Raw genomic sequence first — 13716 nt, forward strand, 5'->3', positions numbered from 1 at the left:
GTTATAATGATTCAATACTTGAATTTATATTATGTTGAACTTTTTTTAAAGTTTGAATTATGAGTTGTTTCTCAGATAATGAAACCCCTTGCTCCATATTCTGAATCATATTTTTTATTATCGGTCTTGCCCTTTGCATCATCTCAATACCTTTTGGTGTTAAAAACACTTGATTAACACGTTTATCTGTTTCATCTGGTGTTCTAAAGATGTACATTTTCTTCTCCATCTTAGATAACAAACGTGCTAAGGATGACTTATCTCTAAAGGTTAAACGCGCCAATTCATTTTGGCTCATCCCATTTTTTTCATGTAGTTTTTTAAGGACTACCATCTGCTCTTTTGTAAGGTCTAAACCGTTTTTTTTAAACAGTTCCTGCATATGGTATTCAACCATTTTAACCGTTTTACCAAGCCATGGCCCCAAAGAACTCTCAAAGTCTATAGGGTTCTCTTCTTTTTTCATGATGCAAAACTACGTTTTTGGATAAATTTAGTTGCACGTGCAACTAATAATGTTTTGTTAAAATTTTATGTTACGTGAATTTTAAAATACAGAGGGAGTAAAAACAAAAAAGCATCCCAATTTTCAATAAAGAAAAAAGGAAAGCTTTCCATTGGTTTATTACTGAATTGGTTTCAGTACTTCAACCTTTTTTATCTCAATTGGTATTGAGATAAAACAACACAACTTCTTTTTATTGCCAAAAAAAGCCTTAAGGTTGTTAAGGCTTTTAGCAATTCTTTCGGTCTGGACGGGACTTGAAACCATTTATTTTATTTTACCACATTTACATCCACAAACCCTTTAAACACGAATAACAACGCCAAAAAACCAATGAAATAAGGAGTTTTTGAAAAGTTAAAAAATCAAATAAACAAAAAAGAAAACAAAATTAACCGTACAAATACCGTACAATTTTATTAATTTTGTACTTAAACCAATTCTAATGTCATGGCAACAGTCAACTTTCTTTACCGTTCTACAAAGCTGAAAGCACCTCTTACCCTTAGACTATTATATAGACATAACGACACTGACCATGTCTTTAGTTCTAAGGTTAAGTACGAGGTTGAAAAAGACTATTGGAAAAAACACTTTAAAAACACCAAAGATGCACAACTCAAAAAACAACAGCTTGAGGTTAATACAGAGTTACAGAATATCGAAAACCACATTCTTGGAGCTTTTAAAGAAACAGATATAAATGACATATCAAAAGAATGGTTAACTCACCAAGTTCACTTGTATTACAATCCTTCAACTGAACATAATTTTAGTGAATACACTATAGATGTAATTCAACAAATAATTAACGAAGCACCCACAAGGGAAAATGGTAAAGGAGGGATAGGATTAGGAACATGTCGGATTAATGCATATAAGAGACTCAAAGAATTATTCAATGAATTCCAAGGTAAAAGAAAAATAAAAATTAAGGAACTTAACAGCAATAAGTTTAACGAAATCAAAACTTGGCTTTTAGAAACCAAGAATTACTCTTCAACTTATTCCACCAAAAAATTGTCAGACTTAAAAGGCATCTGCAAATATGCTAAAGGAAAAGGAATAGATGTTGCAATTGACCTTGACAGTATAAAAACAAAACAAGCTTCCGCATACGACGATGACATGGATGTCATTGCATTAACAGCCCAAGAGATTGAAAAAATTGAAAATACAGAACTAACTAGCAAAGCATTAATCAATGCTCGTAAATGGCTTATATTAGGATGCTACACTGGTCAAAGAGGACAGGCTTTGACTACCCGAATTACCGAGGAAAACTTTAAACCTTATGGAGAAGACTTGATAATAAAAATAATTCAGAAAAAAGGAAACATACCTATTAATATTCCAGTATTACCCAAAGTCAGAGAAATTTTCGAAAATGGACTGCCATATACAGTTTCAATTCAAAAATTAAATAAACATTACAAAGAAATTGGAGAGAAAGCAGGCATAGACGATATGATTATGGGAAGAATCCAAGAAAAAGGAAGAAGAGGAGTAAAGAAACTACGACCAAAATATAAATACTTAAGCACTCATGTTGGACGCAGGACTTTTGCCTCTTTACATTACGGGGAAATGCCAACTCCACTTATAATGAAAGTTACAGGTCACAAGAAAGAAAGCACCTTTTTAAATTATATTAATCAAGCTGAAGACACTCATATTGGAGCATTTCTTGAGTATTACAAAACAAAAGGACTCAAAGAACGCAAAGAACCGAAACTAACAGTTATTAAAGAAGCTAATTAAAATGATACCTAAAGAATTTAGAGAGACTCTTAAAGTAGAGAGAGAATACAAAAGCTATTTGGAAGATATTGAGCGAAGCATTGAAATAATAACAAACCCTAAAGGTGATAATTTACCACCAGAGACAAACCATTCTCTGGAAGAGTTAGAAAAAGAAGCAAAAGCATCCCCTGAATATCAGTACGAAGCATCAATATGTAATAAGTTTAAAAGAGAATATGAGGCTCTTAACAAATCCAACACATACTTCTTGGGATGTGAATTCGACACATACGAAAAGACATATCAATCAAGATTAAAAACTTTTCAAATTGAATACAAAGATTCAAAAGAACATGATTTCATTCATGACGAATTGAATAAGCTTATTCACTTCAAGTTACCAAATTATTTGGATATTAAACTAATCAAGTCTATTGGTTATTCTGTTGATAGAGCTAAAGAATATTTAATCGGGATTTTAGAAGACAATGACTTTACCGTCACATTCTCTAAAGAAGACAATGGCACTGAAAAATTATCAATAAAGAATAACTTGAGGGATTTATCAATAAGTAAAATTGATAACTCCAAATTAAAATGGAATGCCAAACCAACCCATTTAGTTGAACTAGCAATGGCACTTATTGAAAGCAAAAGTGTTAATATTGGAAAAGGGGTCGGGGAAATATCCGAAAAGAAATTTTACGACTATTTAGCCAATCTTTTCAATATCGACAAGCTATATCATGAGAAATACAAAGCAGACATTAGGAATCGAGTAAAGGACGAAACCGTATTCATCCCAATGTTAGATAGTTCACTAAGAAAATCAATTCTTGATAGACTTAAATAACGGAGTTTTAGTTAAAACATGTTAAAATTCATAGTTAGTAACTATTTACTAACTAATTGATTTTTAGGTGTTTGTGTAATTTAGCATCGTTTAATGTAAAAACCATTACGATGTCAAATATTATCACACAGCTACACAGCTTAAAGCCAGATGACTTACTAAAGCCTCTGGAATTATTAAAAAAAGAAATTGAAGAACTAAAACAATCTCTTAATCAAACAAAACCTACCGAATATCTTTCGAGAAAAGAAGTTGCCTTACTATTGAAAACAAATCCTCAAACAGTTAGTAACTGGACTAAGGAAGGCAAACTTAAAATCTACGGATTAGGAGGAAGAAGATATTACATAAGAAGGGAAGTTGAACAAGCTCTTATTGAGTTAAACCAATAGAGCTATGAAAACCGTACTAATTCAAAAGCAGCTTTTAGAAGATTTAACTATTGCACTTAAAAAACACAACAGCAACAACCCTAAACCAAAATTAAAACTAGATGTTGCAGTGTTTTTTCTAAGCTTGTTTAACAGCATTCCTACCAATTTTAGGGAAGAAGAGCAAACGGACATAATTTCAATAGACTCTCAAAGACTAAAAAGCTATCACGCTTCATATAACAAGTATCTTGCATTTTTTGTAAAAGAAGATTTCATTAAAAAAGAGAAAGACTATGGAGCAGATATTCATGAATGTAAAAGCTTTGTCCTATCAGCTAGATTTTTGACCTCTCCTCTAGTATCTTATAACATTGAGAGTATAACTCTTTTGAAAAAGTTCGATAGCAGTGGAAGAGATTCAATACAACAAGAAAAAAATAAGTTTTGCCAAGTAAAACGACCACACCTTGTAAAATTCTTTGACGATAGGCTGACAATAAATGCAATAGAGGCTTTTAACGAAATTAACCAAAACACAATCACTGCTAAAGCCAAAAGGAAAAGAAATGCCAGCATGGTACTAATAAAAGAATTTATAAAACAAGAATGGAAGTATTCTATCAAACCAAACTCAGACAACAGACTTCACACTAACCTAACTAGAACACCAAAAGTTATAAGAAAGCATATCAGATATGACGGGCATCCTATTGTTGGAGTAGATTTAAAAACCTCTCAGCCGTTTTTTCTTTGCGTACTGATTGTTGCAATTGTAAAGAAAGACAAACAACTGCTTAAACAAATAAATGCCATTGAAATACTTGACGAAACAACAATAAATAAACTCTTTAATCTAGATTTAGACATTAATGAATTAAGAGAATTTGTACTCACTGTTTTAAATAAAGATTTGTATGACGAATTTGAGAAAAAACTAAATATTAGTTTCGATGAAAAAGGACAACCTTATAGAATGGTCTCTAATTACAAAAGAAACAAAAAGAGAAAAAGTCGGAAGAAAAGAGAAATAGAAAAACGGCACAGAACAAAAAAAGAATATAAAACATCCCGAGACCTCGTTAAAGCTGTATTAATGGAAATATTCTACAGTAAACCAAAAACAACAATAAAAGAAGCAAAAGTATTTAGAGAAACTTATCCTAGTATCCATAAAATTTTCGTTTGCCTTGATGAAAACAAAATTAATTTCTCCTTTCTTTTACAACATATTGAAGCTCACATACTTTTAGATTGTGTAGCAAAGGAGATTCATGTAAAATATCCAGAAATGCCATTATTTAGTATTCATGATGCTTTAGCAACGACTACAAAGTTTGTGTCTCAACTGAAAAAAGAAATGAAATCTATTATCAAGGAACTAACAAGTATTAAACCTAAAATAGAATTAGAAGATTGGAAAGAAATAAAGAATACAGATAATAATAATTTTATTACCCCTAATGTAGCATGTTTTTAATTAAAATTTAAACATGCTACTTTCTGAAAAACAAACCCTTGCATTTAAAACAGATTTAATTCTTCAAAACAATTATCTCACATGCATTCATTTTAATCTCGTTCTTTTTTTTGTCAAACCCTTCTTTTAGAAAAAAACTAACACTCTTTCCCTCTTTAGCAAATCTCCTCCCTTGTTTTATAGATTGAAAACTGAAATAATATGATTCCCGACTATCATTAAGACTTATAAAACCTGCTTTACCATTTGGGAGTATTTTAGATATTATACCATGATTCATTGGTTGACCATCGAACAACAAATCATTCCAAATATCCTCAACAATTTTCTTCTGCTCTCTCAAGCCTATAGAAGAATTCTTGTCCAGTTTAAAAAAGGCAATCAACTTTTCTTGTTTTGAATCTAATTGTGACCCATTATCCTTTTTAATACAGATAACTAATTGGGCATGTTCTTTAGCATATTCAAATTTGTCCTGTTTATAAAATATCCTAGCAAGGTGGGTAAATAAATTAACTTTCATAAAATCATCCCCAAAGTTCTTAGCAGCCTTTAAAGCAAATTCAAGAGACTTATCAAAATTCCCTTGTTCGAAATAAATTTGACTTAACTCATATTCGATAAACCATTTTTCATTTGTTCCTTTATCTAAAGGTTTTAAAATTTCTTCTGCTTTTTCCAGTTCTCCCAACTCAAAATAACTTAAAGCCATTCTTCTTTTAAACCAATTAGCATTGTTATAATGGAAATTAGTAATAGTTTCTAATGCCAATTCTGCACTTTTAATACACTCTTCGAAAGCCCCCTCCCCATATTGTAGAGAAATCAGATAAGAATAATACTTTTCAAAATCTGATGCTAATTTTCTTTCAACGCCATTTTGTTCTATGGATTGCTCTCTTCTTGAAAGCTTTTCAGGAGAAATCTTATCAATCCAGTACCTCGTTTTAAACAAATTAAAATTTGGTCTCCTAAAGTGCTTTAAAACCTTAAATACCCCAATTGTAAATGGACACGGAATATTGTTATTTTCGCTTACCTCCTGCTGACCATTTAATTCATGTATTCGGTTTAAAGCTCTTTCTATTTCAACAATAAAATCAGAGTTAAAGTTTCTTATATATTTATCGAAATACGCCCAAACCAAATTATTTTTTATTAACTCAAAATCTGGAAACCCTTCCACATACCTTTCAGAAAGCTCAATCGACTTATCTAATTGACCACAATTTTTTAACGAATGGACATAACTCCAAATATCCCAATGATTAAAGACAACAGACTCACCTTCATATAATTGCTCATACAAAACAACCGCTTCATCAAATTTTTTTTCTTGCCTTAGTTCTTTAGCTTTCTGTAATTGATTTTCCATTTTTATCTATAAAGTCATAAAAAATAATTTTCAACTCATCATAAAGAGAAGCACTATTGCATTTAATTGGATAAACTGTTGTCAAGAAACCCTCTGAGTTTAAAAAAACGTCTAACATTAACAAATCGTCATCTGACTTAAAAATGAATCTATCCGAGAATTTCCCCTCTTTTACTGATACTAATTCAATATTTTTAGATTCTAAATCTGATTTAATATGGTCATACAGTTTTTCAAATAAAGCATCACTAAAATTGAGTCCTGAATTATAGAGGTTAATAGAATTTGACTTCATCATAGTTAAAAATTCGTCAACCTCTTTTTTAAACTCATCATTAGTGGATGTAACAATTTGATGTCGTTTGAATCTATTTTGACCATCATAGTAAATTATTAGTTTACCTCTGTCTCCTTTAGAATTTTCAATATTGTAGTGCTCAGCATAATTATGATGTAATACAGAATTGACAATCACACCTAATGAAGCTAGTTCTCTTGAAATCCAGCAATAAAAATGATATAACACATCATCTTTGTCTTCAAAAGACTTAGGCTTATCGATTAACCTTACTGGAGTTTCTTCAGTAAAAGGAAAAAAATCAGAATTTTCATTTTTGACCGTACAATTGTGATTATCTCTCCATTCTAATTTTGAATAAGGAGTTATATATGGGGGATTTATCAAGAATAGTCTTTTGACAGCACAACCTATCCCTGAATAAACCCACTTAAAGTATTGCTTATTAGAAGTACCTCGTCCGTCTGGATTTAAGTTAAAAAAAATATTCTTCCATTTATATGACTGTGCTTTGTGGACTGTCAAAGCATAACCGTAATTTAAATTCAAAGCATTTATATACTTATCATGAAATTTAATTTCACGATTAAGTTCAATTCTCCGCTTTTTCCAAAACTGTTTTTCTAGACGATTGATACCAGCCTTGGCTTCTTTTAATTTAGTCTTAACTTGCTCTCCTCGGGCTTCAGCATCCGTGAGCTCTTTCACAGTATTTTCAAATCTCAAATATTTTTGTGATAATTTGAACTCTCTCCAATCCTCAGAAGAATTTTTTTCTTCTTTTATTTGCTCTCCAATCTTCCTACTAATATAAATCCTCTGAGCAATATATTCTTCTTTTGATATATCTTTTGAAACCCAGTAGTTAAGGTTACTAAGAACGGAAACCTCCAAGTTTCTTTCAATTAATTTTAACCTAAGTTCCCTATACTTAATTACAACAGGTTTCCTCCCTTTGAATGGTAGTGTAATGGGCTCAATTTCATCACCAACAGTAATTACCTCTGCAAACTCACCTTTAAAAATTCGTTGAGGAACAGCAAACGGGTTATCGGGAGCAACAACAACGTCATTCTCTATAAGTAGAATATCACCCTTTTCGAGTTCATTATTTTTATTCAATACGTTTTTTCTAACCCAATTATTTGATTGTGAAATATTATCATTAGAGTAAGATAAAATTTTAGTATTGTACAATTCATTTCCGAAGTGCTTTGCCATTGACTCCTTCAAATGACTACCTGACTTTGACACCTTTACCAAATCCGAATCAATTAACTCCAATTGATTATATTGGTCTTTAATTATTTGTCCTCTTATTTTAAATGCTTGCTTAACAATATTATTATTTGTAGGTGGGTAAGGTGGGATTTCCAATTCTTTACAGTCAAGGAAATAATTTGATTTTAGATAGCTCGAACATAAAGCTGATTCTTCATAACTGCCATAACCAAGCCTATAACTATCTCCAACGAAAATAATCTTGCGCTTACTTTCTGCGATATTGGCAAAAGTCAAAAAATCGGACAGAAGATATCCTGTTCCAAACTGGATATTATCACTTATAAAACCTGAGTCTGTTAAATGATGAGCTTCATCAACAATATAGAGATAAGATTCTGGGTCGTTATTTTCCCTAATATTAAAAATCAATTTTGTATCTGTTAACTCTCCTTCTGATTCATCATTTTCTAATTCAATTTCTAACTCTTTGTCATTAACTTCAACCTCTATTTCTTCTGAAAATTTAAACACATAACTGTAAAGGGTATTTACCGATTCCACCTGCTTTCTAACATTTCTCGCAATCCGATTATGGGGAGCAAGAACTTCACAACCTTTAATTGTGTTTTTTGGTATATTGTTGATTATATGATTGATTAAAAATGTCTTACCACATGAAAACGACCCAGACAGAATTAATATCTGTTGTTCATCGTTCTTCAAGAATTTTTCCACCTCAGCAAAAACATTGTTCTGTTCAGCTGTTAAACTATATTTTATTTCACTTTTTAAATCTTGCTCCTCATCTACTTTAAACTTGTCTTCAGGATTCCATAAAGTAGTACTAAATAAGTGAGCCAGTCTTTCTAAATCACCATCACTTAAATTTATTCTTGTAGAAGTAATATCCTCAAGTGTTGGTAGAACTGTATTTTTATCAGTAATGAAAAACCAGTTTTTATCCTCATTAGGTATGCCACCACTTATGCTTACTTCACTAGTAAAACTAACAACACAATCAATAAACCTTGTATGAAATTTTGAGTTTTTACTTAAAAATTTTGCCTTATTAAAGATTATATAATCACCAATTTTTTGTTTGTGCTTTGAAAGTTGTATATATGGATTTTTCTGATTCCCTCCTTTTACCGACTTCCCATTAATTGTCCAATTTTCTACTTGAAAATTCTCTGGTTCGGGTAATTCTAATTCTCCTGAATAATTCTTAAAATCAATTATCACAAAAGAAGATGAGGATATAAATAGGGCATCTGGCGCAACCCTTTGACCATCTTGGTCGGTAATTACAGGGTTTCCAATGAACGCATATTGTCCTTTGCTATATTTATAACGCTCAATTAACTCCAAAGCTAATTTTCTGAAAAATATATTTTCATGAACATGTTCAAACTTATTTCGGTAAACTTTTATTGGCATTTACATTTAAATCTTATATAACATTTGGTCTTGAGCTCTCAAGTAAATACGTCCAACATCTTTTTGACACACCTTAACATTTTCCGTTTTGAATTTCGTTCCTAGTGGATACTTAGCTGTATCCCTAAAAGTTCTGCTACATTCAATTACAAGGTTGGTAGGTACATCTTGATTTGGTAATGGTCTTATTCTTACTCGACCTGTCTCTGGGTCAAGAAAACTTTCACATTCAATGTTTTCTATATAATCTCCAACAATCATTATTTATTGATTTAAACGTTTATAAACCTTCTTCAACATGTAGTTCCTTACAATCTTCCCAAAATCCTTATCATCCATCATTTTAGAAAAGATATCCTGATTTTGTTCCATCCTTCCAATTAGTTTGTCCATAAAAGCATCTTCAAAACCAAACTTGAAATTATCCAATGTGTTGTTTTGGGCTTGTTCCGTTAGCCTATCATCTGCTACCAATTCTTCTTCAATTTGGTCAAAAAAGAGTTTATCAGCTTCAGTAAATTCCGTTCCGAATTTAGTATTGAGCACGCTAATAATTTCAGATAGAGCTTCTTTCTCCTCTTTAGAGACTCTTATACCTGATTCAGTAATAGTATCTAATCCATACTCACCTTGACTTTCTAATACCAAATTTTGCTCAGTTATCTTTTGTAGCCTATAATATTCTAATGAAACCTCATCACCAAGCTTAAATCTATCTCGTTGATTTTTACGTGGTAATTTCTTTAATAAAAACCTAGAATAAGTAAACAACTTCTCCAAATCCACATCGGTAAAAGGCATGATTTGAGTTAAAAAGGAATAGGTTCTAACAAAGGCTTTTAAAGCATGTTTAAAGTCTTCCTGATTGATTATGACATCTAGAGTATCTTCCTTTGTATTCTCCTCAGGAAGCTCTTTAAAACGCTCCACAGCAGGGTCTATATATGCATTCAATTTACTCTGTTGCTTCACGTTTAATGCATTGATAGATTTGAAATAAATATTACAAAAATTATCAACTTCTGATTGCCAAATTATTTGAGCTTTTTCTATCTCATGCTTCAAGTCATAAAGATGATTTGGGTCTGTATTTGATTCTATAGTTGTTAGCTCATAATAAGGTTGGAAGGAACTTATGATGTCTTCAACTTCATTGGTAAAATCTAAGATAAATGTATCTTCCTTCCCTGCATACATTCTGTTCAATCTTGAAAGTGTCTGAACACATTTTACTCCTGATAATTTCTTATCAACATACATAGTATGCAGTAATGGTTGGTCAAACCCAGTTTGATATTTATCAGCAACTAATAACAGTTGATATTCATTTGTGCCAAACTTTTTAGGCAACTCTTTCTCTTTAAAACCATTAAGTTCCACTTCCGTTACTCCTTCTGGATAACCACTGTATACAACTTTACCAGAGAAGGCAACAATTGTTTTAATATCCTTGTAACCTTTATCTTTTATGTACTTATCAAATTCTTCTTTATATCTAACTGAATGCAACCTAGAACTAGTTACAACCATTGCTTTTGCCTTTCCTCCAATTTTTTTGGAAACAACTTGTCTAAAATGCTCAATGATAACTTCTGTTTTTTGAGCAAGGTTATGGGGATGCAAAGAAAGAAAACGACCAATTGCCCTAGATGCTTGTTTCTTGTTTACTTTAGGGTCTTCTTCTATTTCTTTTGAAAGTCTAAAATATGTTTTGTAAGTGGTGTAGTTCTGTAATACGTCTAAGATAAAACCTTCTTCAATAGCTTGCTTCATACTATATACATGGAAAGGTTTAGGCTTACCATCCACGTCAACTTTTCCAAAGACTTCAATTGTTTTGGCTTTTGGAGTAGCTGTAAAGGCAAAGAAACTTAAATTATCTTGCTTGCCTCTTGCTTCCATAGATTTTCTAATGGCATCTTCTGCATCATCGTCTAATCCAGATTCTAATTCAAGCTCTTCAGCTTCTTCTAACGTCTTAGCAGAAAGAACTTCTTTCATTTTCTTTGTAGCCTCGCCACCTTGAGATGAATGTGCTTCATCTATAATCACGGCATATCTTCGTGTTGGTAAATCTCCAATCTTATCAAGAACAAATGGGAATTTCTGAAGTGTAGTAATTATAATATTTGAACCTGCTTCAAGCGCATCAGCTAATTGCTGTGAATTCTTATCAATCTTTTGAACGACACCTTGTTTATGCTCAAATTGATAAATGGTATTTTGTAACTGGCTATCTAAAACTCTGCGGTCTGTGATTACAATTACAGAATCAAAAATACGCTCATTGCCAGCATTGTGTAAACTAGATAATCGATAGGACAACCAAGCAATAGAATTGGATTTACCTGAACCTGCTGAATGCTGAATTAAGTAGTTTTTACCTGCCCCATTATCCCTTGAATTTTGAGTTAAGTTTCTAACAACATCCAATTGATGGTAACGAGGAAAAATCATAGTTTCCTTTTTCCTTGTCACACCATCTAACTCATATTCTTCAACATTTAGATGAAGGAATTTCCCAATAATGTCCATGAAACTATCCTTAGCCCAAACATATTTCCATAGGTAATCAGTTCTATAACCATCTTTGTTAGGCGGGTTTCCTGCTCCATTGTTAAAGCCTAAATTGAACGGTAAATATCTTGTAGCCTTAGCCATTAGTTTTGTGGTCATGTAACATTCATCTGTATCAACCGCAAAATGAACTAAAGCTCTCTTTTTAAATGCAAATATGGGTTCGGTTGGCTCTCTGTCAAAAACATATTGTTTTTTAGCATTATTAACATCTTGACCTGAAAACTGATTCTTAAGCTCTATGGTGGCAATTGGCAATCCATTTAAACTCAGCACCATATCTAAAGAGTTATTGCCATTACGCTCATAATAAAGCTGCCTAGTAACGCTTAAATGATTTTTATTGTATAATATCTTATCATCCTTGTTAAGTGTCGTTTCAGGCTTAAAATAGCCCATTTTAAACTTAACTCCATAATCTGTAAATCCATTTCTAACAACATCAAGAGTGCCTCTCAAATCTAATTCACGAATTAGACGTTGAACAACTTTAGTTTCTACATCCTCCTTATGGATATTACTTAACTTATTCCAAGCTTTAGGCTGAGAGTCTTTCAGGAAGTTAGTTATATAGGATGGAAATAAACCTAGCTGAACATCAAAATCTTGAGACAGTCCTTTTACATAGCCCCCTTCTTCCAATAATGATGCTTCAATTGCTTCTTCAAATGTTAATTCTGTATGGATTCCTTTTGCCATAAATTACTTTTGTTTTAGCTTTTTAATATAATTTTCCACCCCAAAAGGCTTAAACGTATCTGAATAGGACATTCTAGAAGGATGTCTTGGATGTCCATCATTTGTTAAATCACCATAATGCAACCAATTAAAAGAATCATCAAAGTTTTCATAAAGTTCAAAAAGGCAATTCTTTAGATAATCTCTAGAAGTAATCTCAACACCCCATCCTGCCCAAATATCTCTTAATTCGTAATCCCTTAAAATGTTTTTAATAGCCTTGTTATTATCTTGAATAATATCTAGATTGGCTATACTATCAATATTTTCAGGATATGTATCTCTTTGTGGATAAACATTTAACATTATCCAGCCATCATAACCATTAATATCAGCAATACGTTTAACTCTCTTAAGTGTCGTATCTAGTTTTACAGGGGTTGCGGTACTCGGGTTTATCCCAATGCAAATTAGGTTGCTTTCGCCAATTTCACCCAAAGTATATCTCGCAGAATTATCTTTATTAGTTATGTATGTCCATTTAATCATTAGACTCAAGTTTTAAAAAGTAATAATTATTTACCTGAGCCCATTTAAAACTATAATCCAAATCAAGTTTAACGTTAACAGGTTTACCTCCAATAGGTGTGTTTAAATTAATACCGCCCTTAATCTTATGTCCATCAGAAATATCGTAGTCCCAACTTTTCGCCTCTTTACTTTTAGGATAAACAAAATTTCTACTATCAGTCATGGTTAACTGAATTCCAGATGCATAAGAAGCATTTTCATAAGCTTCAAGTAGTTGCAAATCTTCATAAACTCCCAATTTAAAAATATCTTGTGCCCCTCTTAATTTGCCAGTAGATGTTTTCGTTTTATAGCACTTCATTTCAATTGGCAAATACAGTTTAGATTCTTCTTTAGTCATTCGGATAACTATATCACACTCTCTTAAACGTCCATTTACAGGAATACCTGTTTCCAACTCAAGCTCTACAGATTCATCATTGTTGTATACAGCTAAATCAAGACTATTTTTTAAAAGGTATGCAAATTGTAATTGCATAGAAGCTTCTTTATTAATAGAAATAAGACCACAACCAACCTTTGCCGAAAAGCTATTCCAACATATATCAACGATATTTTTTACCCTATGAACTAATTGCTCCATA

Annotated in this window: 11 protein-coding genes; 4 read left to right on the forward strand and 7 right to left on the reverse strand. The window is 31.8% G+C overall.

Annotated elements, in window-relative coordinates; all coding sequences use genetic code 11:
- Position 1 precedes the first annotated feature (1 nt).
- Positions 2 to 466 carry a MarR family winged helix-turn-helix transcriptional regulator gene (locus FUA24_RS22055; RefSeq protein ID WP_148545246.1) on the reverse strand — a complete coding sequence of 155 codons (465 nt, stop codon included), beginning with the start codon at positions 464 to 466 and terminating at the stop codon, positions 2 to 4.
- Positions 467 to 955: 489 nt separating this feature from the next.
- Here FUA24_RS22055 and FUA24_RS22060 point away from each other — a divergent pair, with 489 nt between their 5' ends.
- The 4 genes from FUA24_RS22060 to FUA24_RS22075 all read left to right on the forward strand — a co-directional run bounded on the left by FUA24_RS22060 (position 956) and on the right by FUA24_RS22075 (position 4952).
- Positions 956 to 2266: a phage integrase SAM-like domain-containing protein gene (locus tag FUA24_RS22060; protein ID WP_148545248.1), complete on the forward strand. Its 1311-nt coding sequence runs from the start codon at positions 956 to 958 to the stop codon at positions 2264 to 2266.
- Between the two features lies 1 nt (position 2267).
- On the forward strand, positions 2268 to 3101 hold the full coding sequence (locus tag FUA24_RS22065; protein WP_148545250.1) for an RteC domain-containing protein: 834 nt from the start codon (positions 2268 to 2270) through the stop codon (positions 3099 to 3101).
- A gap of 110 nt (positions 3102 to 3211) precedes the next feature.
- The gene (locus FUA24_RS22070; RefSeq protein ID WP_148545252.1) at positions 3212 to 3493 is read left to right on the forward strand and encodes a helix-turn-helix domain-containing protein; all 282 of its coding nucleotides are present in this window, start codon (positions 3212 to 3214) and stop codon (positions 3491 to 3493) included.
- A 4-nt stretch (positions 3494 to 3497) separates the two neighbouring features.
- Entirely contained in the window at positions 3498 to 4952 is a 1455-nt protein-coding gene (locus FUA24_RS22075; RefSeq protein WP_148545254.1) for a hypothetical protein, read from the forward strand.
- 55 nt (positions 4953 to 5007) lie between these two features.
- On the opposite strand, the gene FUA24_RS22080 is transcribed toward FUA24_RS22075, so the two are convergent.
- The 6 genes from FUA24_RS22080 to FUA24_RS22105 are packed head-to-tail and all read right to left on the reverse strand — an operon-like array spanning position 5008 to position 13715.
- Complete coding sequence (locus tag FUA24_RS22080; RefSeq protein ID WP_148545255.1) at positions 5008 to 6327, reverse strand: tetratricopeptide repeat protein; 1320 nt, start codon at positions 6325 to 6327, stop codon at positions 5008 to 5010.
- Complete coding sequence (locus FUA24_RS22085) at positions 6302 to 9286, reverse strand: NERD domain-containing protein (protein WP_148545258.1); 2985 nt, start codon at positions 9284 to 9286, stop codon at positions 6302 to 6304. The genes FUA24_RS22080 and FUA24_RS22085 overlap by 26 nt, the downstream gene beginning before the upstream one ends.
- 6 nt (positions 9287 to 9292) lie before the next feature.
- Positions 9293 to 9547: a hypothetical protein gene (locus FUA24_RS22090; protein WP_148545260.1), complete on the reverse strand. Its 255-nt coding sequence runs from the start codon at positions 9545 to 9547 to the stop codon at positions 9293 to 9295.
- A 3-nt stretch (positions 9548 to 9550) separates the two neighbouring features.
- Positions 9551 to 12562, reverse strand: a complete 3012-nt coding sequence (locus FUA24_RS22095; protein WP_148545262.1) for a type I restriction endonuclease subunit R — start codon at positions 12560 to 12562, stop codon at positions 9551 to 9553.
- A 3-nt stretch (positions 12563 to 12565) separates the two neighbouring features.
- On the reverse strand, positions 12566 to 13090 hold the full coding sequence (locus FUA24_RS22100) for a DUF1643 domain-containing protein (RefSeq protein WP_148545264.1): 525 nt from the start codon (positions 13088 to 13090) through the stop codon (positions 12566 to 12568).
- Positions 13083 to 13715 carry a hypothetical protein gene (locus tag FUA24_RS22105; RefSeq protein WP_148545266.1) on the reverse strand — a complete coding sequence of 211 codons (633 nt, stop codon included), beginning with the start codon at positions 13713 to 13715 and terminating at the stop codon, positions 13083 to 13085. The genes FUA24_RS22100 and FUA24_RS22105 overlap by 8 nt, the downstream gene beginning before the upstream one ends.
- Between the last annotated feature and the right edge of the window lies 1 nt (position 13716).

The sequence above is a fragment of the Seonamhaeicola marinus genome (genome assembly GCF_008085455.1).

Bases quoted from the DNA above. Each gene is read 5' to 3' on its own strand.
- FUA24_RS22055 (WP_148545246.1), bottom strand. From the start codon at position 466: ATGAAAAAAGAAGAGAACCCTATAGACTTTGAGAGTTCTTTGGGGCCA.
- FUA24_RS22060 (WP_148545248.1), top strand. From the start codon at position 956: ATGGCAACAGTCAACTTTCTTTACCGTTCTACAAAGCTGAAAGCACCT.
- FUA24_RS22065 (WP_148545250.1), top strand. From the start codon at position 2,268: ATGATACCTAAAGAATTTAGAGAGACTCTTAAAGTAGAGAGAGAATAC.
- FUA24_RS22070 (WP_148545252.1), top strand. From the start codon at position 3,212: ATGTCAAATATTATCACACAGCTACACAGCTTAAAGCCAGATGACTTA.
- FUA24_RS22075 (WP_148545254.1), top strand. From the start codon at position 3,498: ATGAAAACCGTACTAATTCAAAAGCAGCTTTTAGAAGATTTAACTATT.
- FUA24_RS22080 (WP_148545255.1), bottom strand. From the start codon at position 6,327: ATGGAAAATCAATTACAGAAAGCTAAAGAACTAAGGCAAGAAAAAAAA.
- FUA24_RS22085 (WP_148545258.1), bottom strand. From the start codon at position 9,286: ATGCCAATAAAAGTTTACCGAAATAAGTTTGAACATGTTCATGAAAAT.
- FUA24_RS22090 (WP_148545260.1), bottom strand. From the start codon at position 9,547: ATGATTGTTGGAGATTATATAGAAAACATTGAATGTGAAAGTTTTCTT.
- FUA24_RS22095 (WP_148545262.1), bottom strand. From the start codon at position 12,562: ATGGCAAAAGGAATCCATACAGAATTAACATTTGAAGAAGCAATTGAA.
- FUA24_RS22100 (WP_148545264.1), bottom strand. From the start codon at position 13,090: ATGATTAAATGGACATACATAACTAATAAAGATAATTCTGCGAGATAT.
- FUA24_RS22105 (WP_148545266.1), bottom strand. From the start codon at position 13,715: ATGGAGCAATTAGTTCATAGGGTAAAAAATATCGTTGATATATGTTGG.